Origin of the sequence: Neobacillus sp. YIM B06451, assembly GCF_032667185.1 — a bacterium.
Taxonomy (GTDB): domain Bacteria; phylum Bacillota; class Bacilli; order Bacillales; family Cytobacillaceae; genus Bacillus_D.
Genome location: NZ_JAVFKJ010000005.1, coordinates 1 through 24,534 on the forward strand (window position 1 = coordinate 1; position 24,534 = coordinate 24,534).

General features: G+C 34.0%; 20 protein-coding genes. 7 read left to right on the forward strand and 13 right to left on the reverse strand.

Features of this window, described 5'->3' with window-relative positions; genetic code table 11:
• The 4 genes from RB160_RS11210 to RB160_RS11225 all read left to right on the forward strand — a co-directional run.
• The coding region (locus RB160_RS11210) for a tyrosine-type recombinase/integrase (RefSeq protein WP_316570406.1) at nucleotides 1-421 on the forward strand (421 nt) is incomplete at its 5' end.
• Nucleotides 422-711: 290 nt separating this feature from the next.
• Nucleotides 712-1,788: an ATP-binding protein gene (locus tag RB160_RS11215; RefSeq protein WP_316570407.1), complete on the forward strand. Its 1,077-nt coding sequence runs from the start codon at nucleotides 712-714 to the stop codon at nucleotides 1,786-1,788.
• A gap of 31 nt (nucleotides 1,789-1,819) precedes the next feature.
• Nucleotides 1,820-2,527 carry a class I SAM-dependent methyltransferase gene (locus tag RB160_RS11220; RefSeq protein ID WP_316570408.1) on the forward strand — a complete coding sequence of 236 codons (708 nt, stop codon included), beginning with the start codon at nucleotides 1,820-1,822 and terminating at the stop codon, nucleotides 2,525-2,527.
• A 1-nt stretch (nucleotide 2,528) separates the two neighbouring features.
• Nucleotides 2,529-3,419 carry a phosphotransferase family protein gene (locus tag RB160_RS11225; protein WP_316570409.1) on the forward strand — a complete coding sequence of 297 codons (891 nt, stop codon included), beginning with the start codon at nucleotides 2,529-2,531 and terminating at the stop codon, nucleotides 3,417-3,419.
• A 337-nt stretch (nucleotides 3,420-3,756) separates the two neighbouring features.
• Here RB160_RS11225 and RB160_RS11230 read toward each other — a convergent pair whose 3' ends face one another.
• From RB160_RS11230 to RB160_RS11250, 5 genes are all read right to left on the reverse strand, one after another.
• A complete protein-coding gene (locus RB160_RS11230) occupies nucleotides 3,757-4,104 on the reverse strand; it encodes a DUF6176 family protein (protein WP_316570410.1) in 348 nt (115 codons plus the stop codon).
• A 12-nt stretch (nucleotides 4,105-4,116) separates the two neighbouring features.
• Nucleotides 4,117-4,878, reverse strand: a complete 762-nt coding sequence (locus tag RB160_RS11235) for a DUF2087 domain-containing protein (RefSeq protein ID WP_316570411.1) — start codon at nucleotides 4,876-4,878, stop codon at nucleotides 4,117-4,119.
• Between the two features lie 172 nt (nucleotides 4,879-5,050).
• Nucleotides 5,051-5,293 carry a hypothetical protein gene (locus RB160_RS11240; protein WP_316570412.1) on the reverse strand — a complete coding sequence of 81 codons (243 nt, stop codon included), beginning with the start codon at nucleotides 5,291-5,293 and terminating at the stop codon, nucleotides 5,051-5,053.
• A gap of 369 nt (nucleotides 5,294-5,662) precedes the next feature.
• Nucleotides 5,663-6,691: a hypothetical protein gene (locus RB160_RS11245; RefSeq protein WP_316570413.1), complete on the reverse strand. Its 1,029-nt coding sequence runs from the start codon at nucleotides 6,689-6,691 to the stop codon at nucleotides 5,663-5,665.
• A gap of 95 nt (nucleotides 6,692-6,786) precedes the next feature.
• On the reverse strand, nucleotides 6,787-7,371 hold the full coding sequence (locus RB160_RS11250; protein WP_316570414.1) for a restriction endonuclease: 585 nt from the start codon (nucleotides 7,369-7,371) through the stop codon (nucleotides 6,787-6,789).
• A gap of 554 nt (nucleotides 7,372-7,925) precedes the next feature.
• Between RB160_RS11250 and RB160_RS11255 the strand changes: the two genes are divergently transcribed.
• The gene (locus tag RB160_RS11255; protein WP_316570415.1) at nucleotides 7,926-8,234 is read left to right on the forward strand and encodes a hypothetical protein; all 309 of its coding nucleotides are present in this window, start codon (nucleotides 7,926-7,928) and stop codon (nucleotides 8,232-8,234) included.
• Between the two features lie 256 nt (nucleotides 8,235-8,490).
• Here the strand turns inward: RB160_RS11255 and RB160_RS11260 are convergent, their stop codons facing one another.
• The 6 genes from RB160_RS11260 to RB160_RS11285 form a co-directional block, all read right to left on the reverse strand.
• Entirely contained in the window at nucleotides 8,491-9,228 is a 738-nt protein-coding gene (locus tag RB160_RS11260) for a class I SAM-dependent methyltransferase (RefSeq protein WP_316570416.1), read from the reverse strand.
• A gap of 450 nt (nucleotides 9,229-9,678) precedes the next feature.
• On the reverse strand, nucleotides 9,679-10,734 hold the full coding sequence (locus RB160_RS11265) for a PIN domain-containing protein (protein ID WP_316570417.1): 1,056 nt from the start codon (nucleotides 10,732-10,734) through the stop codon (nucleotides 9,679-9,681).
• Nucleotides 10,735-11,125: 391 nt separating this feature from the next.
• Entirely contained in the window at nucleotides 11,126-13,567 is a 2,442-nt protein-coding gene (locus RB160_RS11270) for a hypothetical protein (RefSeq protein WP_316570418.1), read from the reverse strand.
• Nucleotides 13,568-13,981: 414 nt separating this feature from the next.
• A complete protein-coding gene (locus RB160_RS11275) occupies nucleotides 13,982-15,019 on the reverse strand; it encodes an ATP-binding protein (protein WP_316570419.1) in 1,038 nt (345 codons plus the stop codon).
• The gene (locus RB160_RS11280; RefSeq protein ID WP_316570420.1) at nucleotides 15,003-17,096 is read right to left on the reverse strand and encodes a Mu transposase C-terminal domain-containing protein; all 2,094 of its coding nucleotides are present in this window, start codon (nucleotides 17,094-17,096) and stop codon (nucleotides 15,003-15,005) included. Before RB160_RS11280 ends, RB160_RS11275 begins: the two co-directional genes overlap by 17 nt.
• 50 nt (nucleotides 17,097-17,146) lie before the next feature.
• On the reverse strand, nucleotides 17,147-17,788 hold the full coding sequence (locus RB160_RS11285) for a TnsA endonuclease N-terminal domain-containing protein (RefSeq protein ID WP_316570421.1): 642 nt from the start codon (nucleotides 17,786-17,788) through the stop codon (nucleotides 17,147-17,149).
• 72 nt (nucleotides 17,789-17,860) lie between these two features.
• On the opposite strand from RB160_RS11285, the gene RB160_RS11290 reads away from it, so the two are divergent.
• Both RB160_RS11290 and RB160_RS11295 read left to right on the forward strand, forming a co-directional pair.
• A complete protein-coding gene (locus tag RB160_RS11290; RefSeq protein ID WP_316570422.1) occupies nucleotides 17,861-19,675 on the forward strand; it encodes a TniQ family protein in 1,815 nt (604 codons plus the stop codon).
• Between the two features lie 366 nt (nucleotides 19,676-20,041).
• A complete protein-coding gene (locus RB160_RS11295; RefSeq protein ID WP_316570423.1) occupies nucleotides 20,042-20,362 on the forward strand; it encodes a helix-turn-helix domain-containing protein in 321 nt (106 codons plus the stop codon).
• Nucleotides 20,363-20,846: 484 nt separating this feature from the next.
• Here RB160_RS11295 and RB160_RS11300 read toward each other — a convergent pair whose 3' ends face one another.
• Together RB160_RS11300 and RB160_RS11305 are read right to left on the reverse strand one after the other, a co-directional pair.
• Nucleotides 20,847-22,817, reverse strand: coding sequence for a TniQ family protein (locus tag RB160_RS11300; protein WP_316570424.1), 1,971 nt, complete (start codon nucleotides 22,815-22,817; stop codon nucleotides 20,847-20,849).
• A 350-nt stretch (nucleotides 22,818-23,167) separates the two neighbouring features.
• A complete protein-coding gene (locus RB160_RS11305) occupies nucleotides 23,168-24,361 on the reverse strand; it encodes a PDZ domain-containing protein (RefSeq protein ID WP_316570425.1) in 1,194 nt (397 codons plus the stop codon).
• Nucleotides 24,362-24,534 lie beyond the last annotated feature (173 nt).

Genomic DNA, 24,534 nt, shown 5'->3' on the forward strand with positions numbered 1-24,534 from the left:
GGAAATTGTTTCGCTTGAACGTAATTGCATTAATTGGTCCAATCGTTCTGCAATTGTTAGGGGAAAAGGAGACAAGGAACGTGAGGTTTATTTTAATATACGAGCCGAAATCTGGCTTAAGCGGTACATTGAAGGTCGCCAGGATACGGATCCTGCCATATTTGTGACTGAGCGGCTGCCACATAGGATGAGTATTGCCCAAATGAGATATGTCATAAAACGAATCTCAGCTCGTGCGGCCATAAATAAGGAAATTTATCCTCATCAACTCAGACACAGCTATGCAACCCATTTGTTGAATAACGGAGCTCCTGTTGAAGTCATACAAAGTCTTTTGGGCCACGAGAAGAGTGAAACCACACGGATTTATGCTCAGCTGAGCGGAAGGCTAAGGCAGGAATTTTACCAAAAATATTTCTAAGCAAAGAAGCAACGCTCTCGGCGTTGCTTTTGTTCTCTCGCACCCGATAGTTTAAGTGCATTTGTTCACAAACTCATTTTATTACAGGGAATCCTGCCCTGCTTATTTAATTTCTATTCAACCAAAAAGTGTTGAAATCCCGTTGGCATTCCACATGTAAGTTAATATAGGATAACCTTTCCTTCGCATATAAACTTATATTAATAATTAATTGAACTTGCAATCAAATTAAACCAGGAATATAATGGATTTACGCATTACGATAATACGTAATTTTTAGGGGGATTGTTATGTCAGAAAGAGAATATGGTAAAGAGATTGATGAGTTAAAAGAACAAATCAATAAAATTTTACAAGTTATTCAGTTACCAACACAGGAAGGACAAATTGTTAACCGTCCATCTTCACTTGAAGCCAGTAATCTGACGGTATTTTATTCAGGGCATTACAAAACCAACCAAGAGAACTATCATGTGATTCTACAAGAAAAATCGTTAGAATCTATTTCATTATTTAGTGCAGGAAAAATGGCAAATATATTAGCAGCTCTTGGTAACAAACAACGTTTAGAAATTATCCGCACTCTCTTAATCAAACCTAAAACTGCAAGCGAACTTGTAGAGCTATTAAACATGGGTACCACGGGGCAACTTTATCATCACCTTAAGCCTTTACTTGGGTCCAATTTAATAAGTCAGGATGAAAGAGGTGGAGCTTATAAAGTTCCTATTGAAAGAACTTTACCCCTTCTTCTCCTTTTATCAGCAGTAACAGAAATTTATGACACAGGCAGTTACCTTTCTCTCATGGACGTCCGTGAAAACGCCGAAGACTATATTGGAGAAAATAATAAACATAATCCAAATCAATTAATATTGGCAATTTTACAGAACTCCATTCAGGAACACAGAGCTAAACATTGTAATAAGGTATTGGTGATTCTTCATGAAGATGGAAGTGCAACCGTTTCTGATGACGGAAGAGGAATTCCTACCAAATTTTTAGCAGGAATTAATAATTTCAAAGTACAAGATGTATTAACGAACGTAGAAAATAAATACACCAATTATATAGCGAGTTCCGCGAAAAAAGGTCTGGAAATTTCAATAGTGAATGCCCTATCGAGTAGATTGAAGGCAATTATCAGACGAGATGGTTATATTTATTTTCAGGACTTTAAGCATGGTATACCCCTTTCTAGACCTTCTATTATTGGAGAATCCACCAGTACAGGTACAAGTCTATCGATTTTACCTAATAAGGAAATCTTTCCAAACAGTTTTGACTATGATGCTTTGAATTCAACAATAATGGACCTAAGGAAGAGTAATCCTGAATTAACCATATCTTTGTTAGATCAAAGATAAAATATTAATATTTTAAAATCTGGAGGGATAAATGTTGGGGAAAGAAACAATCACTAAAGCAGAAGATATTCTTTATATGCTAGACCATTTGTTAGAGGAAAAACGTAAATTTAATTGGGATGTTTTTTATTCGGATCGCAGCAGAAACATTCCTTTCTTTGAGGATCTACCAGATGAAAATTTGGTTCATTACATCAATAATGACCTAATTAAACCTGGAACTGTCTTAGAGCTTGGTTGTGGACCAGGAAGGAATGCACTCTTTTTAGCTGCAAACGGATTTTCTGTTGATGCCGTTGATTTATCCGATGAGGCAATAACTTGGGCAAAAGAGAGAGCTTCAAAACAAAACCTGACTGTAAACTTTGTAAAAGAAAATATCTTTGAAATGAAAATTGATAAAAATTCGTATGACTTAGTTTATGATTCAGGATGCTTTCACCATATAGCCCCACATAGAAGATTAAGTTATCTTGAACTTCTTAAAAAAGCATTGAAACCAGGTGGTATGTTTGCTCTAACATGCTTTGTTCCTGGAGGAAGCCTTGGAGGTTCGGATTTAACTGACTGGGATGTTTATAGAGAAATGAGCTTAAGTGGCGGCTTGGGTTTTACGGAGGAAAAGTTAAAACAAATCTTTCTAGATTTCCAAGTGGTTGAAATTAGAAGGATGAATGATACTAAAGAGTTTTTTGGTAATTCAAACCTGAATACTGCTTTATTTAGGAAAAATGAATAACTTGAACGAAAAAATAGAAAAACTTCAAAAAATTGTTGAAATAGAGGTAGCATCTTTTTGTAAAGTATTAAAATTATCCCCTCACTCTTTTGGAGTAGAAAATTGCGTGTTTAAAGCCCAAACAATAGAGTGGGGAGAAATAGCAATTAAAGTCCCTTGGAATAGATATGAAAAGAATGATATTGATGGTGCCATTAATTCCTTGGATGGATTGCAGAAAGAATACCTCCTAACTAAACATTGTATGAAATACGGAATACCTGTACCAAAAGTGTTTAAACTCCACAAAGGAATCAATATCGATTTTATAGTCCAAGAATTCATGCATTCAGAGAACAAAGGCGATTTTCCTTTTGAAGATTTAGGGAGACTTACATACTCTATTCATCAACTAAGCGATTTACCTGATCTTTATCCTATTGATATTAATTTTGTAATTGCTCAAAGAATTATAGAACGGACCAAGGCAATTGAAAGGATAACTAATGAAAAAATTCTCTTTCCATCATCTGAGGTAATTGAACAAGTCTTAAAATCTTTTCCCTCGAAGAATAAATTACTACATATGGATATTAGACCAGCCAATACAATACATACTGGTTCCCAAATACGAGCTATATTTGATTGGACGAATGCTTTAATAGGAGATCCAGTATTTGAATTAATGAGAATAAAGGATTATGGTCATCTTACTGAGGATTTTATAACGGGATATAAGGACTTTAATAAAGAAATGAACAGAGTACCAAAGATCGTTAAATGGTTGTATCAATATGATACCGCTGTAATGTTATCCATACTGTTTTTAACTGAGGTAAAGGACAAAAAGCAAGGAAACGAAGCACAAAATAGAATGAAAAGATTACATGAAAAAATAAGTAAAGAATTATAAGTACCATGGTTGCACAACCGACTATAACATTGCAGTTGGCCGTGCAACCATTTTTATAAATCCGCTAAATTTATATTCAAACAAAAGCATTTCTTTGTTTAACTTTGTTGAACTAACCTGCCCCGTTTGCTTAATAAGGAATTCAACAAAAAGGTGCCTTAATCCTTCTGGATCAAAGCACCCGTTAGTTTAAGTGCATTTTTACACAATCTTTTTACATATAGGAATACTGCCTCATTATTCAATAAGAAGTATAACAATAAAACGTTAATCACTTAATGGATTAACGCAATAACTTCTTTGAAATTTGATACAACCAGATTTTTATTTAGCCAAATTATTGCTCCATTACTTTTTTAATACTCTGAGGTATCATTACTACTTCAGTTGTTAAGTCAACAGGGGTAAAACTCTGATCAATACATTCCTTCCAATATTCCATATGTCTTTTGTCAATCCAATGCTCAGAAAGTTGTACCTCTTGTCCGCCTTCACCTTGGACGGAGTACCAATATAAATACTCCTTTCCATCAAGGATTTCTCTAAATATAGTTTCTACATACATTTTTTCACCTTCTAAAGTAACAAGAACATCCTTCATATTGTCATTAAGGAACTGCAACCATTCATCAACTTTTTCCGATTTACCATCTTTGACTTTAAATCTCGTTAATTCAACATTCATAGTAATTCCCCCTTAATTTTTTATCCAGTATTGTGTGCAATCCTTGCTACGATCCATAAATCCATACTCAATGAAATATCTTCTGATTGTTGCAAAGTCACTGAATACCTCTTTTAATATTGCGTTAATTTCACTTTCAGTGTAGACCTTATTTCGGTCGAAACGCTTTATTATATTTTGTAATACGATTAACTTCCTTTTTTCCTTACTTGGAAAAGTGTCTAATCTACCATCAACACCTTGTTTAAAATAGTTAGATAAAACCTTTTGTCTTTCTTCTTCTGTTGTTGCATAGCGTTCGTCCACCATCTTTGCCCCCTTATGAAAACTTACAAAGTCATCTTCAATTTGCTTAACTGGACCTTTGCTTAAAAGGTTCATTACCGCAATAAAAACCTTTGCTTGTTTTTCTTTTTCTTTGAGCTTAAATCTATGATTTCTAATAGTAGAGGGACTGCCGCCGTTTAACTCCTTTAGAATTTCTTTGTCACTTAAGCCTTTCTTGAAATAATGAAGCAATTCCTTCTGGTGTTCTGACAATCCAGTGTACTTTTTGTCTAGGTTTAGTAAATAATCAAATACGGATATATGAATATCCTGTATATGCCTCACTATTGCTTTTTTGGCTTCATACAATGTACCATCGATTGGATATATAATCCCATCAATAAAACTTTCGCTACATAGAAGACATACATATTCATCATTTGAGAGGATGTACCCATTTGAAAGTTCTTCAACTGAGGCATTCCAAAATCGTTCTTCATCATTCATTATAGACAACCTCACTTATCGTTTGCTTATATATAGATATTTTATAGCTATGTTTACATCAAATCAATAGACAAATTAAAAAAGCATTACTTAGTTAAAAGTAATGCTTGCTTGAACAAACCTGCCCCGATAGTTGAATAACCAGTTAAGCTGTCTATATAAGACATTCACACTAGAAAATAGTATCAATTTTGATTAAATGCCATACTTCTTTTAAAGGCTTCCCATCAAACTTAACTTTTTGGAGTAGTTCTTCAGCATCTTCACCTATGACTTCACTATTAGAATCATCGAATTTCCAAAACATAAACTGACCTGTGTTACAACCGATATAGTAATTTTCGGAACCAAAAATGAAATGAATTTCTCTTCCTATTTTTGAATCTTCAAGAAATTCCTTGAAGCTATAATCCATAACTTATACTCCTTTTATTAATTCTTGTTAAACTAAACTGCCACGTTAGTTGAGTAAGCCTCCCTATAATTTTAACATAAATATCCAGAAACCTGCTTATCATTTTTAACACACTAATTCGCATATCAGTTAGCATACGAATTAGCACGGTGACAAAAACTTCTGTCATCCTGCTAAAAGGGGTGCGAATTCGGGTGCTAAAACACCCTTAAATGTACAGAAAACCCTGAACGATCAACAAAAAGATGCAGTCCAATTCATTTGCGAATTGGACTGCTAATTTGTATGCGAATTATGTTTTTGCACTCGAAAACCGAAACCGAACCCGTTAAGCTAATACTATACGAGGTTATACCGAGAACTCTATTACTATTTTATTTTTTTAAATACCACTTTAACATCAGGAGGAAGCACTTCAAAATCCCCCTTCTCATTAAAAAGAGTAGTTGCTACCGCATCACCTAAATTATCATCCACCGCATATAAATCATCAAACTTAAAGTAGTCATAAGTATGCACTAAATAATGATAAAGCACATTAGCATAATGATAATTATTCCAATCGTCCCAAGAATAGCTGTGTTTCAGACTAAATACCTTTAGAGTTTGGTCCTCAAATGATTTCGTAAGCATATAGAACGGTCGAAAATTTAACAGGTGAGAACTGTATACATTTTTAGCTGCCAATTCTATAAATTGTATATTATGTAATGACTTGTTATCTAATCTTTTAAAATAATCATCTACTTGTTCCTGATGTATACCATTATCTTGTAGGTTAGCTATTATTATAATTTCCCCAAGTTTTATCGAAAAAGTTAGTGTTTTTAACCCGTCGATATAATGAAAATCTCTATTATCGTTATAAATTTGCCCTTTGAGGATAAAAATTGACCATGGAACAAAGTCATAAAACTCTACAGGTGTCCGGACAGATTGTAAAAAAGTATGAGTCATACTATAGCTGTCCAACAACTCAGGGGTAGTAATTGTCCCTTTACTTGAATCCCCTCTGTCTATATTTAAGGAGAGCTCCTTAAATAACAAGCCATAAAAAATTTTTACAATCCACTGAAATATAAATAACTTGTCAATTTTTATAAATTCATCAAATCCACTTTCCACGCCGTTTCTAATAATATTTTCAAGGTTTGATAGGTGGATTCCATTACAAATTGAGCAGCAAGGAATCTTGAGCATTCTATAGGGAATACGAGTGCCATTTAGCAAGCTCACAGTTTGATTCCAAAGATTGAATCGGTGTTGTAGCCACTTAGGAAAAATGTGTTCTTCAGTTTCATTTTCCAGAGTTAGTTTAACACCACATAAAAAACATTCTTCATATGTAAATTTCATACTAGTGAATGGGTTGAAAATAAAGTCTGTATTTTCAATCATCAAAGAGCACTCCTAAATCTTTTTTTTCTAGTAAACTGTAGTAAAATAATTAAAAACTCCCATTCTCTCTTTCAACTAACCTATTGTTGAAGAACTTATGACACCCTTGGCTTTATTATTAAACCTAGTTCGATTAGTTCCTCTCGTTCTATTATTTTCACTTTATTGCTTTCTGCTAATTTTTTTGCATTCTTAGTAAGAAAACTATTTGTAACAACCCATCCTTCAATTGCTTTATAGTGATTAATTGCACCTATAACTTCCTGAACTGCTTTAATACCAACATTAGAATTGTATCTTTTTGCTTGTATTATTATTTTCTTACCATCCTTTTGTAGAATAAGATCTGCACCATAGTCTGCTGTTTTGCTGGTCATCTGCACAGAATATCCCATTGATTTATAAACTTGCGAGAGGTATCTTTCGAATTGTTCCCCCGTCATTTTATCAATTTCAATGATTCCAGAATCTTTTAGACGTTCATTCCTTTTATGATTAATTGCTCTTAAAATGAGTATATATGTACCTAGTATAAGTGCCCCTACAAACATTGATACACCTGCTGCTATATAGCCAGAACCAGTAGATTGATAAATAGGATTCCAAACAAAGTAAAGAATTCCTACGATTAATAATCCTTCCCAACTTACTTGCTCTTTCTTTCTTCGTCTTTTTGCCAATATATTTCACCTCTATAATCATCATATTATTATTTTATAATTGTATTTACCTAACATAAATAGAAATTTATACAAAAATGTCCCTTTTAAATAAAAAAGCACATTAATCTTTCTGAATCAATGCACCATTTTTAATACTTATTCAAATTAAACTGCCCCGCTTGTTGAATAAGGCTTCACAAAAGAAAGCCCCTCTATTTATTTTGAGGGGCCGTCAGACACATATTATTACCCGGTACATTAGAATTATTTTGAGTTTAGTAATTTTGTTAATATCTAATGTTCATATGGTTGGCTGTTCAAATAGCTGGAAATAAAAACAGAGTTAACAATGTCGACAATGGTTGCCCGGCCGCAGTCGTTGGAACTATAAACATAAACCGACATTTTCACTGTCTCCGCCTCCTTAAGAACCTTTTGTGACATATATTTACATATTCTGAGTGTTAGGTTACGCTTCAGTTGTAGCATTTCAGTTGCAGATGTGTGAAACAACTCCCTACTTTGACTCCTTCATGGGTCTTTTTTATTCCAATACCGGGGTGATCGCCGTGGTGCCAATGTGGAAAAGGAAGTATGTCAAAAAACTTCATGGGCAAATGAAAAACCATATAACAATCGCCACTATGGCCAATCTTACGGTTAAAGAGGTACATGATATTATCCTTCCTCCGACCAAAAAGAAGCGCACTATACCGGTGGGATTGGTATTTAGAATTCGAGGAGAATACAAAATAATGATTGCCGCCGGACTATCGAATGATTACGCACGGAGAGAATTGGCCAGCTGGCACCGCATCCGCCTCAAGACCATTGTAAAAATTACTTCCACAGAAAGATTAGAACAAAGTTTCTTTTATTAAAAAGGCTTTGTCAAATAGTATTGTTGTTTTTCAGGAACGTCTGATTTGGACGTTCCCGTTCTTATTCCGTTAAAGCACCCGTTTGTTTTAGTACATTTCTTCACAATCTCTCCAAAGTAATTACTTATGGAAAACATTTAATCGTAAATCAACATATGTGTTTTAACTTTTTTGTGTTAATCTAGCATGTCTCTGGCGTCCTGACAACGTAATAGGAAAAAGCTTGGAATCCAAGCTTTTTTATTTATATGCTGAACTATTCACGCTTCGTGCAAGAAAAAGCCAGTACGACGGGGATTCTTTGCCTTCTCACGAACTCTGCTTCATTGGTAAAATGTTCGCGTTTTGGCTTTCCTTCTCGTAAATCAACTACAAAAAAACCAGATTTAGTAAGGGCTTTAAAGTAAGTTTCAATTGTTCGATGGTACTTTACAACTATTTGTTCAATCCAAGGTTCCTTTCTTTCACCTTCGAGAAAATAGTCATCAACTATCCAGTTCTCACGTTTATCTCCTGTTTGCTTGCTTATAAAAGATGATGTAGTGAGGGGATGTTGAACACTGAACACAAACTTACCATTATCTTTTAAGGTTTTATACACATTTTGAAACAGTAAATGAATGTCTGAGACATAGTGTATTGCAAAACGAGAAGATACAATGTCAAATTTGTTCGTCGGGAAACTATATGACTCCAATGTCTCGTGATGAATTGTCCCGTTTTCTCTAACAATATTAAGATTTGCAGATGATACCATTAGTTTAGAACCTTCTATTCCAGTGTAAAAAGCTGCACCTTGATTCAGTAATTCCTTTCCAAACGAAGCTTCACCACAACCTAAATCTAAAATACTTTTATTTTGAAAGTCACCGATAAGTTCATAAATGATAGGATTTTCGATAGCATTGTTGGGACTATCCTTTCTACCCCTTCTCTTCATATAATTTGAAAAAAAATCCTCTTGGTCGTAAACGCTAGCACCTCTAAATTCCATAACAAACCATTTCCCCTTTCGCACTCTTTTCTTCGTAAATTTTCGTAATATTAAATAAAGTTTATCACTTTGGATATTTTAACATATAAATTGTAAAATTTCGGAACTGTTTTGGCGTGCATCTATTCACCTTTAATTAGTATTCCTTCCTCCACTAAACTGCACCGTTTGTTCAATAAGGAATTCAATAAAAAAGGGCGGTAATCCTTCCTGGACCTACGCACCCGTTAGCTAAAGAATAATAATACACAATCCAACATCTATATTCTTATTGTTCATTTTCCCTAACATAATTATTGACCCAATCAATATCAACAGGTCCATTTATAACTTTATAATACTTACCTCCGTTTATAGAAAAAGATTCATCCTTTTCAATTAAGACACAGCTATGCAACCCATTTGGACTAATTTAAAGATTATCCGATAAAAAAATTTCCGAATTAAGGGTTATACTTGATCAATTTGTACAATATCCAGCCAGTCAGCTTTCATGTCCTGATTAACAGTTAAGGTAAATTCAATGCTTAAAATCACTGAATCAGAACCGATTTTTACAAACGCATCGTGGTAGGATTCATGAATATAATCGTTCATGTTTACATCAAATTCAACTTCCACGTCCAAATATCCCGTTACGATTACATGGTCGAGAACCACCTCAACTTTGAGGTGTGTTACTTTCAATAGCTGGATGTCAGTTACCTCCAGGGCATCTGCGTCAGGTCCATAATTAGTTGGTATACGTTGGCTATATTTACTTACATAATCCCAACATTCTTCAAAGACATGTTGAAAGCTATGGTCATGGATCATATCGAGGATTAACTCTGGACTGTTATTTAAGTCCTCATTCTCCACCCATTTTACTAGAGTGAGTGTTTTCTGAAGCTGATTTACTTCCTCGCAGTTTTGGATAAAGTCTTGAGCAGATTTATAGAAAATCAAATCGGTGGAATCCCGCAGGAGATCAGGATGAATTCTACCGTTTAACATAAAGTCCTCTGTGTTGTTTGTAATAAAATATCCCTTATCGATAAAATGATTATCCTTTACATAACCGACATATGTAAACCAGATTATGGCATCACGAAATTCCATTTTCCGATCGGAAAAAGGCTTGATCCGTTTGATAGACCTAGTAACCAGTTCAGGCAGTATTTCATTTGGATATGGAAGGATTTCAATCCATCCATAGTTCTCCAGCTCATCAAAATGGTCCTCCAGTTTCAAAACAAATTCTTCTAGGGTGTTTTTCCATTCAATTGGGGACTTGTCATGTTGCCGAATCAATTTGGTAATCTTGTTTTCACCTTTTCTTATGTCGCCAAAATAATTTATCAGTTCACTTTCAAAATTGTTTATGATTTCTTGTTTAACTACTTCTGAAACATAAAGGTCTATTAACCCTCTTTCAGCAAGCTCAATCAATAAACGGTTATGAATATTCTTATCCATGAAGGGATCAGTGAAACAAACATTTGAATCTAAGAATACATGAAGCATAACACTCATCTCCTAAACTTGCCGATAACACTTACGATGTCTCGAAAAGGCACACCTTCATGTGCTAACCCCGTCTGGATGTGAACCAACTAGTCGTTTTCCAACGCGAGGCGGTATATGTATACGGCATCAATTCGATTTACTGCTGACCAGCGGTTGGACCGTCACCAATGTAGGCAGAACCGCCCTTGTCGTGAGCGATGTCGACTAGTCTCGGCCCCAAGCCCTTGTCACCCTAGCCGCACGTGCACGGATGGCGCAAGCGAAACGATGGATGCCCGCACCCCACCGCAAATTGATCAGCTGCCGTTAAAGTAATAAATAATCTCTATAAAAAGCTATCTTATAAATCCTTCGTATAGCAACAATATCGTTTTTTTTTCAAAAATAGTTATTCATCACCCTGTCCGTCAAAAAGGGCATTAAATTCATTCGATGACGAAGCTTGGTCGATAGGATATTGAATTTCATTACATTTGTGCTGTAGTTCTAAAAGGTCTGTACGAAATGCATCCTCTGTTATTAATAACCCTTGTTCAATCGTTTTAAGTGCTTGGTCGATATTAAGTTCCCGTTCCATTTGAAACAATGCTAATTCTAAATAATACTTTTGTTCAATTTTGAGAAAGGAATTTTCATTTTGATTCTTTTCTAATAAAATTGATTTAGAATACATCTCTATACCCTTTTGTCGTGATTCCTCAATTGTTAGCTCATTGTTTCTAAAGTACCATGTTCCTAATGTAGCAATTGGATATGAATATGAAGGGTAAATTTCTATACTCAACTCAATAATTGACTTAATTCTTTGATCAACTATTCCTAAATGGATTTCTTGATATGCTATTTCATTGAGAAGTGATGAAACTCCCTTAATAATTTGTGAATCATTGTCCTTTTCATTTAAAAATTCATTCAGTTGTTGAGGAGTTAAAAGCACAATTTCATTTCTTATAATAGAATTATAGCCAAACTCATTTATAAATGTAGAGCTTATCGCCTCGGCGTATTCTACACGATCTTGTATTAACGGATCTTTAACCGAATCTTCAATGAGAATAGAGAGGTATGCAGTATTCTGTTTTTTTTCATTAACTTTATTTTCAATCAATTTAAACCAGGGTATTGTAGCAACATCGTTTCTGCCGCTAAAATTTATTTTAATTTCTAAATTCATATCCAATAAACCTAATGTATTTTTCCTTACATATTCCAACTTCAATATTTTTCTTAAACAATTAGTAACTTCATGTTCCAAAATTGTTATTTTATTATTTATTGCATGATTTAACTCTAGTATTGAAAATGCATCTACTTGTTTTGGATTCTCATTTAAGATGGGCAACGAAGACACTATATTAAATTGAACATCTTCATTAAAACGTTCTTTGTATCCTTCCTTTATGGTATCGATAAGTTCTTTTAAACCGAATATCAGATCCTCATTGCTTAAAAAGTGACTGCCTTTATCTTTATTAGAAAACCATAAAGTCCATCTCCCGTCATCATTAATGTATAAATATAAAGGACTTGTTAAAGGGTTTTTACTTTCAAACACAAAATATTTACCCTCATTCCTTATACCTTCGTGAAGATTTAATATTTCTAATAGATCTTCCTTATCGAAACTGCTATCAACGTGTATTGCTGTCATATAAATAAAAACTTCTGCTCTATTTACTTTAATTTCGTCGGGGAATTTGGCGGGAGCATAAAAAAACTTCACATCTTTCGAAACCCCCCCTTGTTGAATAGAATGTTCTTGTTTATATTTCTGACTTTGCTCAGCATGATTTGGTTCCTTAATTATCTCTTTATTTTCCTTCAATGTGCCTTGTTCAAAATCACTTAAAATTGATATTAGCTTCTGAACTGTAGCAAGTAAAACACTCATTTCTCTTGATGAAGTCTTTACTTCAAAATCATATGCATAATCAGCAGTCTGTCTTAACCAATATAAGCGTAGAGCTAAAATATCTAACAATAACAGAGCATTGAGGGAATTATTAATACCCACCTTGTACTGTTTCATCGCTAAAGCAATTCCCACATCTACTTCTTCCTCTTGACTGCTTTTTTCAGTTAAACGATTATATTCATTGATTTTATTGTCTAACTTTTCCATTAGTGCTGGGTCATAAAAGTCAATGGAAAACATTTTTTTGCATATAACCTCAATGTAGGGAATCAATATTTTTTCTACTTCAAAAAGTTGAGAATCACTTATTATGTATCTGAGTAATTTAAAGGGTTTTACTCGGTGTCCTAATATTGTTAAATAATTTTGCTTATTAACTGGTTCTATTGGTAGTCCATTCCGAAAATATTTTAAATATTTGCCGCTTGTAAAGTGTTCGACCTCCTTATGTTCAATTTCATGATCATCTAAACGAAGATGCTCATTAAAATAATCATACATCAGGCTACTGACTAATTTATGTAAGCAATAATATAACAAACTAGCGCAAGCCCTTAAATCCCCAGTTATCAAGGAAGTTATAGAAAGCTCTTCATTTTCTTTGGAAGTACGTCTATATACATCCGATCTCTTCGCAACGTGCTTATAGATTCTTTCACGAAGCTCTTCAATTTGTTGTTTATCTTCTATTTTTGGAAAAAAGGATATGTAAGATGGCGTTAATTCAATAGCACTCGGTTCAATCTTATTTATTAATTTAAAAGATAATATATGTGAATTCGAAAGGAGTTTTACAGAAACATGTTCATTTTTAAATTCTTCTAGTAAATTCATAAATGTTTTAAAGCCAAACTTAGTTTCAAAATAAAATCTGGTTGTACCGTTTATTGGTTTAGGTTGAAGAATTTTTTTCATTTGTTTCTCCTTCTTTCCTTTAATAATGCTTAAGTAATATTTTACATTATTTTTCATTTTTTGTAAGAGTATTATTTAATAACAAAAAGACGTGTATCTATTTACACGTCCTTAGAAATGCAAAAACAACCACCTATATATTTGAAGGTCTTTTCCTACAGGTAATTTAGAAAGAAATTATGTTTGATAATTTCCAAAATTGCAGAGTAGAACTTTCCAGTTATAACTTTTGCACCAATGCCTATTGCCCTTATAATCTTGAGTATATAAACAAAAATAGTGTATTTATGAATGCTGTGTTAGGTCCAATAGGGGAATGCTATGGAAAATATTAAAGTTTAATCACCGTATTTATCCTTAAAATAGGTTTTTTTATAATAAAAACCAAAGTTTAATATAAATTAAACAGTAGTTTTACTCATTTCGCCATCTTCTATTTCCCCTATCCTTATTTCTTCCGTCTTCGCCCGATTTTCTTTTCCTTGTTTCTTCATTCTCCCATTCTTCAGGTAGGTAAAAACTATCTTCAGTAAATGGATTTATTGCAAATTTACGGGATGATATATTAATTCGTCTGTATGCTAAATACAGGTCAATTTCATCAATGGAATCTTTACCTGATTTTAATGCAATAATAGTGGCTTCTACTAAAATTTTCTTAATCATCCTTTGTTTTCCCTTTGTTGCATAATATATCTTATCCGATACTAGACGGTCAGCGAGTTTGGAACGACTTGAAAACGGTAAAGCTTTATCTAAATTATGAAGAAAACTTCTAAATAAATGTTTTTCTTCATCTGATTCATATTCAAAGCTCTTCATTTCCTCTCTTAATGAAAATCTATCATCCAATTGAGCATTACGTTCAAAAATGTTTTCAGACTCTGGCATTCCACAAATAAGTATTGGTACTGCAGCATCCTCAGAAAAAGATTTTATCCAATCAGATGCTTTTTTAAGCACTTTATCTGTATCTCGATCAATTAAATGTTGAAATTCATCAATAATAATAAGTTCAACCGCACACATCTCCTTCCCAATATATTGTAGTAAACGATCGGTTAAAGAATTTTCACCACCTCTATCATAAACCGGATCGCCCAGTCTTAATAGGATGCTGGAAGCTAAGGATTTTGGAGTAGCCCCTACTGGGACCTTTGAATATAGTACAGGTACTTTCTTTACTCCTTCTTCACGATAAGAAGGGTAACGTTTAGTGTACCCCTTTAATAGTGTTGATTTCCCTACACCAGGTTCTCCTTTTAAGAACAATCCTTTAGATTCTTCTGAGGATGTTGATAGTAAATGATGGTCTTCAATCTCTTTTAATATTTGTTCAAAACCAGGATAATTTATAACTATCTCCTCTATGTGCTTTCGTCTTCGTTTTATCTCCTTTGTATCTGGGATGTTTCCATTTAGCGGCTCAAATACCTCAAGTCCTATTCCCATTCTTTAAACCCTCCGATACCAATGAAATCTCAAAATCGATAAACTGTTGAGTATCTTCGTTGTTAAGATCGGATTGGATATTTTCGACTCTATCTTTGGAACTACTAGAGCGCTTTTTGATTTTATTACTACTAGATGTTCTATTATTCCTTAAATCCGGTTTATTTTCGGTTTGTACTTTTAGTGGTGCTACTAATGCTATAGGTTGATCACTTTCAGACCAATCAAGACCGGAAATACCAGCTAAATCAGTATCAACACTTTCTATTTCCTGATCCACAATTACCTGCTCTGATTTGTTTGCTTTTCGTCTTTTAGAAGCTTTTGCGTCTGCATCCTGTAGATTTAGTATCTTACGTCTTACTTCTGCTTTATTTAATATTTCTTCTTTAGGATTAGGGTTTTTACCTTCTGCCTTTTCTAGCTTCCTCTCTAATATATGCTCGGGGTAAGTAATCCCACGTCTCTCTATTCCTGTTTGTATAGCTTTGATGTAATATCCCTTAAATTCATCCCAAACATATACTTCTCTCATATCCGCAAGATCGTAACGCACACGAACATGGTATTCCTTATTTGAATATTTTGCTTTAAGCTTAGATCTCAATTCCATTAAACTTGAACTATTATAATACTCTTTTTCTATCATTACCCCTGATTCTTGGACTTTTCTTGTTGCTAAACCGCTCATTAAAGCCAGTTTTAAGTCATCTACTGTTTGTGTAAGTGGAAAAGAGAGGTGAGGGTTAAATTCTAACGCCTTCGCCCATAAATCCGCCGGAGTTCCTTTTCTTTTTTCACTGTAGCTTTGGGCAAGATCATCAACAAGCATTAGATGAACCATATAGATAAAGGTATTAATTGTAATACATGCCTTACCTTGAGAATCATATAAACCTTTTTCTTGAGGATTTGAAAAAGTAGTTCCAAACATACTATGAAAATACCTGTCGTTAAGAGTTCTAAATCCCCTCTCGATAGTCCCTTTCTGATTACCGGAAGCTACCTTTGTATACTGAATTTCAATTCCTAACTGTAAACAGGCATCTTCAAAATCCAAAGACTCATTAACTGATGCATTATCAAGAACAATTACTTCAGGCTTTCCATAGGTAATCCATCTATTTTTCACCTCTGGATATAGCTCTTTTATATAATGTTTTGGCATAATGATATGCAGTAAACATTGCTTTAAAGCTGCTGTATTGACATCATCAAAGGTAAAATAGAACCCCAAAGGATAACCTGTATATTTATCTATCCCATAAATAAAGGTAGGGCGTTCCGCCTTTCCTGTAGCTGGATTTATCAGCATCATATGTGCTGGAGTCCAGTCTATTTCAACACGTTCTAACGGTCTTGTCGTTAAAACCTCTTTGGTAGTCCCAACTTTCCTACGTTTTGCCTCAACAGAACCCAGCTTTGCCTGGTCAACTCTATATTGATCAATTAATTTCTTCTTCTCTCTTCGAAATTGGGAAATTGAAATATTGTTGATTTTATCCTCTTTCTCACGAAGCTCATTTGTTTCCTTAATTCTTAAAGCCAATTCAGCGTGCAAACTTACATCTGTATGATTCTCACCTGAGTAACAAAACTCTTCAACTATATCTTCTATCATTTTAACTACCACTTTATTTCTACTACCTGTTTTTGGCCCTTTATCACCAGAAACCAACCCCCTTATATCCCCAATCTCTTCCCATTTTTTCTTCCAAACATAAAACTGCGTTCTTCCCACTTCAAGTCTTCTTAAATATTCGTTTATTTCACTCACGAATACCTCCCCGTCCAAAACCGGTTTAAGAATTTTATATCGTCTTCTCGCTTCCTCCTTCTTCTTCTCAGGAAGTAGGGAAAATTCTTCAAGAGTATTTTTATTTTTTTTCTTTTCCGAATTCCTCTTAAAAATCAATTCATTTTTTTGCCATTTTTCTAGTAATTCATCTAAGGTTTTCATTTGTATCAATTTGTTATAACATAAATTTTCCAATTCTATATTTGTTCCTTGAATATTCCGAATTTGATATTCATTATCTTCCATTAAAAATCTTATTCCGACTCTAAAAGTGAACATCCTTTTCCCTACCTTCTATTAGGATATTGTTTTATTGTTAACGTCCATGTTTAAAATAATTTACCTAATATCGTTTCTTCATTAATTTTTTCCTTATAAAGATTAGTCTCTATAATTTGTTCATATACCATATAGTAAAGGTGGACATAAAACTCCCCATCATCCATTTCCATAAGTGCTTTCTTCTTCAATTCAGATATTGAACAGGGTATATTTTCTTCATAGAGTCGTTGTAAGCATGCCAATTTCCTAACACTTGTTCTTTCTTTGTTGTAGTTTTTTAGAAAATTAAAATTTTCAAGGAAGTAACCTTTACGGATATCCTTTTCAGTTACAATTTTATACTCCCACTCCTTTTCCTCAGAGTACATTCTACCAACTTCAGCCTTAATTTTATTTTCCTCTTCTTCCACTTTATCAATCGGCTTAACTTCTACTAAGTAAACTTTTTCTGTTCTCATTGTTACCAAAAAATCCGGAAAATAGCTTCTTCTTTTTCCACAATAAAAATATTCAATTTCGAGAGGTTGGGATTCAAACATTAGTACTTCCTTATCAAATTCTAATGTTTTAATATAGTCCCGCTCTAATAAACTCTCCCAATAAATCATTTTCCTATTTTTCTTACTTGGAAATTTTCCACGAAAACTCCCCTTTTTACTTGCCTTAATTTTTCTCGCTGGCTTTTTCAACAGTATCACCTTCTTCAAAAGTATGTTTATTGCCACAACTGTTAATACTAAAAAAAGAAAAGGGGTGTATTAATGATAGATAGTGAGACTTTAATTAAAAAAATCAGACCATATCCTAAAGAAACCCTTAGTAGCTATCTTTTTAGAATAAGTAAAAGCAATCTAATGGATAATCTTTCATGGATAATAAAAACGTTTAACACCCAGACTAATACACAACAATTAAGCCAAAATACTATAGATTGGATTGAAAGTGAAAAACTGTTTGCAGAACTCTCTTTATTTACCGGCCTAGAAGAAGAAAAACTATCCTGCATGACGTTTTCTGAGAAGTTGAAAAAATGGGGAATTGACTGGGACGATATTTATAAGTGCCCTTGGTTTATCTATAGAACTGTTAAGTGCTGCCCAGAATGCCTAAAACTTCACCCCTATGTGAGAATAGACTGGTGCCTGGGTCAATCAGTCTGTTGCACTGAACATCAAAGATATTTAATTGATAGGTGTACGAACTGTAATAGAGAGCTTAATTCGAAAACAGTTGTACAAGGACTTTGTTTATGTGGAATGGAATTACATAGAATGGAGTCAACAGAAGTAAGGTCGTTAGAAGTAACTGAATACCAAACTTACCTAAAGCAGTTTCTTTATGGAGAGAAAAACTTAAAATTCAACGAATGGATTAAAGAGGCGCCGGTATTTTTTCAGGCAATTGAGTTTTTCGCCACCTGGATTCCACTTATTACAACAAAAGATTATATACCGCCTATAGATGGATTTAAGTTCGATGGGAGTACACATGCGAAAACAAGATTAAAGAAAACAAAATCACAATATCAATCCATAGTGCTTTATTCTCTTGCGTATAATCTATTAAAAGAATGGCCTGAGACTTATTACACTTTGTTAGAACATACATACCTAAAAAGTAAAAATAAGTTTGAAATGTTTTATAAAAGAGCTGTGGTAAAACATATCGATACCTCTATGAATAGTGTCTCTAAAGAATTCACTAAATTTCTACAATCTAAACTACTATTATTAGATATGAAACATCAAATGCTTCGAATGGATGAGGCAAAGAGCCTTGTACATCGATATAAAGAAACAATAAATGACCAGAATTTCCCCACCCATCAATGCTTTATTAACAAAACCAAGCTTATTTTATTCAAATCACATGAGATACACACTTGGAGTCAAACTGTAAAATCACTTTTGACAAAAGAAGAAGTCAGAGAGATATGGCAAACCAGCGCTAGAGCAACTTACTCTATATTAGTAGGTAATATTTTAGAGGGAATTTACAATTTCAATTATGGCTCCGTCCTTGCCTGGGGTGTTCCAAAAAATTCTTTAGAAGCTTTTCAAAACCAACTGCAGGAAAAATCCATTAGTGATATAGCAGATAAAATTTCTCTTAATGAAGCATTTGAATGGATAGGTCCAGATAATGCTAATTTAATATTAAAAGGCATACTGAATGGATCTTTGAAGTTAATGATTAATGAATCATTGGGCCACTCTTTTGTTTCTAGATCTCAATGTTACTATTTTTTAGAGAACATATTCTTAAAAGAAGCAAAGAAGTTGGGAACAATATCACTAAGGGATTTAGCTTTCATCTTTGGAGTTAAAAGGAGCGATATTCATTACTGGATAGAAACTGGACGATTACAACAAGTCGGTTTAAAAATAAATTCCGTTACTTTTATAAGCTTTCAACATTTTTACAACTGTTTTCTTACTACCTACCAACTTTCTTTTCGGAAGAAAAAGACTGTCAAACAAATACTAAATTTACATCGCATCAAAAAAATACAGGCCATCTATGGTCCCCACACCGGGGATGGTAAAAGACTCTTATTTTCAAGAGATACTTATTAACTACTTTTTCCTCACATTATGGATTTATTACTAGTTACCTTATAGGAATACATTTAGAGGCACCTTATATAGTTCCACTGTTCATATATCTATTCTTCGTTTGTTAACAATTTAGAATCCTCCTTTGTTAAGTAAGTTCTTAGTTTCATGTTATTGATGGGTTATAGTTAATATCTATATTTTATATAGTTTTATCTTTATTTTCCAGAATTTTTATAAGAATATTCAAAAAACAGGTCCCTGTACCTATTTATATCCCCTTTTGTACGTTACTATATAACTTTAAATACGGTAAAATTAAATCGGGTTAATTACAAATTTGTTGTTAATCTTGGGGCATTAAAAAAACTTTAAGAAGGGCTGTTTATGTTTGGAATTTCGGTGCGTTTTAAACAATTGAGGGAGGTGAAAAAACTAAGCCAAATTGAATTTGCAGAGATGATAGGTATAAAGCAAAGCTCACTCAGTAGTATTGAAAAAGGGACATCTAAACCATCTATTGATACGGTAATTGCTACAAGTAATGTGTTTAGAGTATCAACCGATTGGATACTTTTAGGGGAAAGTTCCAACGCATCAACCACCAAAGAAACCCATTTACTGGAACTTTTTCGACAGTTATCCGACAAGGATCAAGAGGAAATTTTGAGATTAATCGAAATAAAACTTGAGATGGAGAAAAAATAAATATTGTTATCATATAGCTGTTTTTTATTTGAATCTCTAAGTGATAAAAAAAGATAGCGACAAATATTTCTAGGTTAGGTATTTAAAGCATTTATTTGGGATAAAAAGATTTATGAACCCAATTTAGTTAAAATCCAACAGTTTTCTAAACTGTAGGCCTGAGGTTCGAATCCTTACTGAGACGCTCTTGAAACCCCTTAATATACAAGGGTTTCTTTTTTTATTTACATATTAGGAAGTATGAAAATTAGTAAATTGGGGTCGAATTGGGGCAGGATTGATTTTACCCTTTTTTGAAAGGAAAATCATCATTATGAATGAGAAATAGGAAAAACTAATTAGACAGTTTGAGAATGACGGCCTCTCCCCTTAGCTGCCGTCACGCTAACGTAGTTTCATATGTTCAACTTATTGGATACATTAGTATGTTTATCAAAAGTAAACTATAACAACTCATCTTCAGTTAAATAAAAATTCCTTTGATTTACCAGTGTAGCTTGTATCCACATATTTTTTCAATATCTCGTTTAACATAGAGATACCCTTTCCCTTTATCTTTTGTGAATCCACTAACCGGAAAAATCCCTATCTCATTAAGTTTCTTTACCGTATTATCACAGTCGTGTTTGTTGAAAAATGGAACACGCACTAGAGGAATATATTTATTCTTAAATATTTCTATATCTTGTAATCTAATTACTTTTTTCCCCTTATGAAATTTATATGTAAATAATTCTTTTTGTATCCAGTTCTGAACACTTTGCCGTGATACACCTAATAGAGATCCAATTTCAATAATATTAAAACCGTTGATTTCTTGTTTAACCTTATTTAATATCTCACTCTTTAAAAAGTAATATTGATTTAAATTAACATCTTCATCTTTATTTGAAATTTTCATTAAAGCTATTTCAGAGGAAAATACATATTTAATAAAATCAGCATAGTGACAATTTATTAAGGCTCTTGCACTTTTGAAAGAAACTAAACGACTACTTTCACAGGTAATATTACTATTTACTTTTGAATCTAGGGTTGAGAAAAAGCTATATAATTCCTTTGTTTCATAAATCCTTGTTGAATTTTTACCAATTTCAGGTCCAGATACTGGGTTAAAAATTCCTTCTATTACCAGTTCCTTTATAGTTGTTTCACTTATTAATAAAAACCTCTCTAAATCAATTTTAGTAATTAACTCCCCTAACTCATGAAAATTTTTTCTTTCTTGTTTTTTGGGTTTTTCTTCCAACCTTTTATATTCTTCAATACTACTTAATTCTATAAAATAAAGGTTTTTTGACTTATTATTTTTAATTTTCCCTTTTAATATTCCCTTTTCAAGTAACATTTTTATTGTATCCTCAGATTTTCTTAATATCTCTGCAGCTTTATTCTTAGTTACATATTCAATATCATTTTCATTTATATCCATATTTTTCAGCAAATTTATATTTTCATATTGCCAATTTAATTTTAAGTAATCTTTAAATCCTACTCTTAGTAGCGATAGATTAGCATTCCGGCGCCTAGTCTCTTTACCATATAGTAACTGATAAAAATGTCCAAATCTACGTATCCCTATATTATTATCTGAACTATTCTTTTCCCGTAGTACATCTAATGCATTGAAATAATTACTTGGCCATTTTTCAAATATAATTAAACAACTCTTTAAAATCTCGTGTAGATCCATAATTGTAAAATTAGGGCTAGTAATGTATCGATGATTAAAAAAGGTTCTTGCCACAGCAAGAATTGAATCTACTAATTCTTCAAAACTTACAAAGTTCAAAGGGTTCTTATCAACTGTTTCACCTACAGTAAAATTACACACCTTTAAAATTAATTTTGACAATATTAAGTCAAGTGAGTCCTTAACAGGCTTCGATTCTTGAAATAAGAGATTAAAACCACATTCGCAGAAATCAATCTTGCTTCTATTATATTTTAGTTTTTTATTACAAGTTGGACATTCATTAATAAGAAAACATGAATGCTCAGGACAGGTAGTGACTAGAAATATGTCCCACCATCTTTTAATATATTTACTTTTCTTTAAACACTCTATACAAATTCGATTGTTAGTACTAAAGTATTTTGCACTGGTTTGTGTCTTAAATTTTTCGATATGTGTCTTTGGATTACTATATTCCGATTGGTATGGTAAAAGCATAGACCATAATCTTTTTTCAGGTAAATTTACTAAAACGCCTAACTGTTTAAGATTTGTTAAATTCGAATCAATTTTATAAGGATTTCCAGAAATTTTTTGTGAAGATGTTATAGCTAAATCATAAATATACTTAGGAGTTGGATAGAAGTTTTTTTCTGCCAATCGTAAAAAATACCCACCAAAACTTTCATCTTCATATGGTTCAGGTAATATGATTAGTTCCAGTTGTTTTTCTTTAAGGGAAATGTAGTTTTTGTTTATTTTTTCCTTTGTTTTATTCAAAATCATACCCCCTTAAATAAAAGAACTATCTTGATTTTCAGCTCCCAACCATGCATGAAAAAATCATTTACATAAAAAGAGAAGCATCAGCTCCTCTATCAACTCAGTGTATTTTCCTATATAATTTACAAAAATATTCTGCTTGAATATGAAACCTCAATACTATCTAATGTTCCCAATTAACTAGAGATATATTTTTGGAAAATAACACTTGTTACAAACACTTACATTACTGTTTTTGTCCGCTTTTTATGAATGTAATCCGATTAATTTTGATTTCTTAATCCGAACTTTTTTGCTGGTAATCCGGTAATTTCCGAACGAAATCCGGTCAATTTTGTTGTTTTACATTAAACCGCCTTCTCGTCCCACTTTCGTTCGTCATGGACGAAGAGGATGCCCAATTCGTGATGGTCGTTTTCGTATAGGGCCCGCTGGACGAAGCGGATTTGCCCGTTTGTATCGAAGACCTCCAGCTTGCAATGGGCACGGTTTTGCAGAAGTGCCTCGTATAATTCATTTTCATCCCGTACGGGCATGCCATTTGCCTTGCTGATTAGTTCGCCGACTTTCAGGTCCATCTTATCCGCGGGCGAACCCGGAAGGACGCCAAGGATCATCAAACCCTCATTTTTGCGTGAAAAATAGAATGGGCGGTTATCTTCGTTCACTTTTTGAAAAAATGCTATCGCTTCGCGTCCTAGGATGGCAAGGGCCGCGGCGCCGATTGCACCAACTGGGTACCAGTAGCCTGCCACCGAAACGAGCAGGACAAGCACCCCGAGCGTTGTCACATTTTTCCCATAACCCCTGACAGCTTGAGCCGGAAGCATGCCCTGGATTTGCTGGTGCATGCCGATTGCGAAAGGAACGAGGAACAAGGAATACGTGTTTTCCCCGATGCTGAACACAGGCCACCAATCGAACGGCAATGTGAGGACGCTCCCCGGAATGAGCAGGAATACGGGTACGAGCCATAGCCTTTTTGCCTCGTGGACGCCCACCCGCTGGCCGCGTTTGCTGGTGATAAGTTTCGGCGAGGTTGCGATGCTTCCCCTTTTTAAAATCAGGATTCCTTCGGCGATGAGCAGGAGGGCAAGCAGAACAGCGATGGAGGGATAAATCCGGCCGGAAGCGGATTCGAATGCTTCACGGACGAATGGGACGTTGAAGGTTTTCCCTCCAAGGTAAATGAGCGCGAAAAACGCCGCGCCGACCGTGTAGGCGGGCCCGATAAGCCGCATATTTCCGGTCAGGCTGAAAAGAAGCGTGAAGAGAGCCGCGAGCATGATGGCCGCAACCGGCACCGCAAGGCCGGACGCCAGCGCTACGAGTGACAGAACTATCCCGGCAATAAGCCCGGCCGGCACCAGCTGCCTAAGCTCGAAGTACGCATCCTTCGCCCTGACAGTGAAATTTTTGCGTTCCCGCTTGACCCGGCTGACCCCGAGCACAGCCGCAAGGAAAAACGCATAATAGAAAACCGGATTCAGCAGCATCCTCCCTATTCCTTTCAGCACTTCAATACCCCATTGCTCAATCAAATCCCGCACCGCCCTGTATGTAAAATAATTTGGTTAAATTTTGTGTAATGTTTGGTTTGAGCTGACGCCACTTGCAGCCAACCGATTTACTTCCATTCTATCAAAAAAGGCCTATAAAACATATTGCTAGATTTTCGTTCGTGCTAAAATTCAATCTAGGTGTAACAAAAAAT

What these genes read in the sequence shown, in the direction of transcription:
- RB160_RS11240 (WP_316570412.1), bottom strand. Translation starts at nt 5,293, where the DNA reads ATGGATTATAGCTTCAAGGAATTTCTTGAAGATTCAAAAATAGGAAGA.
- RB160_RS11245 (WP_316570413.1), bottom strand. Translation starts at nt 6,691, where the DNA reads ATGATTGAAAATACAGACTTTATTTTCAACCCATTCACTAGTATGAAA.
- RB160_RS11230 (WP_316570410.1), bottom strand. Translation starts at nt 4,104, where the DNA reads ATGAATGTTGAATTAACGAGATTTAAAGTCAAAGATGGTAAATCGGAA.
- RB160_RS11220 (WP_316570408.1), top strand. Translation starts at nt 1,820, where the DNA reads ATGTTGGGGAAAGAAACAATCACTAAAGCAGAAGATATTCTTTATATG.
- RB160_RS11295 (WP_316570423.1), top strand. Translation starts at nt 20,042, where the DNA reads ATGTTTGGAATTTCGGTGCGTTTTAAACAATTGAGGGAGGTGAAAAAA.
- RB160_RS11280 (WP_316570420.1), bottom strand. Translation starts at nt 17,096, where the DNA reads ATGTTCACTTTTAGAGTCGGAATAAGATTTTTAATGGAAGATAATGAA.
- RB160_RS11235 (WP_316570411.1), bottom strand. Translation starts at nt 4,878, where the DNA reads ATGAATGATGAAGAACGATTTTGGAATGCCTCAGTTGAAGAACTTTCA.
- RB160_RS11270 (WP_316570418.1), bottom strand. Translation starts at nt 13,567, where the DNA reads ATGAAAAAAATTCTTCAACCTAAACCAATAAACGGTACAACCAGATTT.
- RB160_RS11265 (WP_316570417.1), bottom strand. Translation starts at nt 10,734, where the DNA reads ATGCTTCATGTATTCTTAGATTCAAATGTTTGTTTCACTGATCCCTTC.
- RB160_RS11290 (WP_316570422.1), top strand. Translation starts at nt 17,861, where the DNA reads ATGATAGATAGTGAGACTTTAATTAAAAAAATCAGACCATATCCTAAA.
- RB160_RS11275 (WP_316570419.1), bottom strand. Translation starts at nt 15,019, where the DNA reads ATGGGAATAGGACTTGAGGTATTTGAGCCGCTAAATGGAAACATCCCA.
- RB160_RS11215 (WP_316570407.1), top strand. Translation starts at nt 712, where the DNA reads ATGTCAGAAAGAGAATATGGTAAAGAGATTGATGAGTTAAAAGAACAA.
- RB160_RS11260 (WP_316570416.1), bottom strand. Translation starts at nt 9,228, where the DNA reads ATGGAATTTAGAGGTGCTAGCGTTTACGACCAAGAGGATTTTTTTTCA.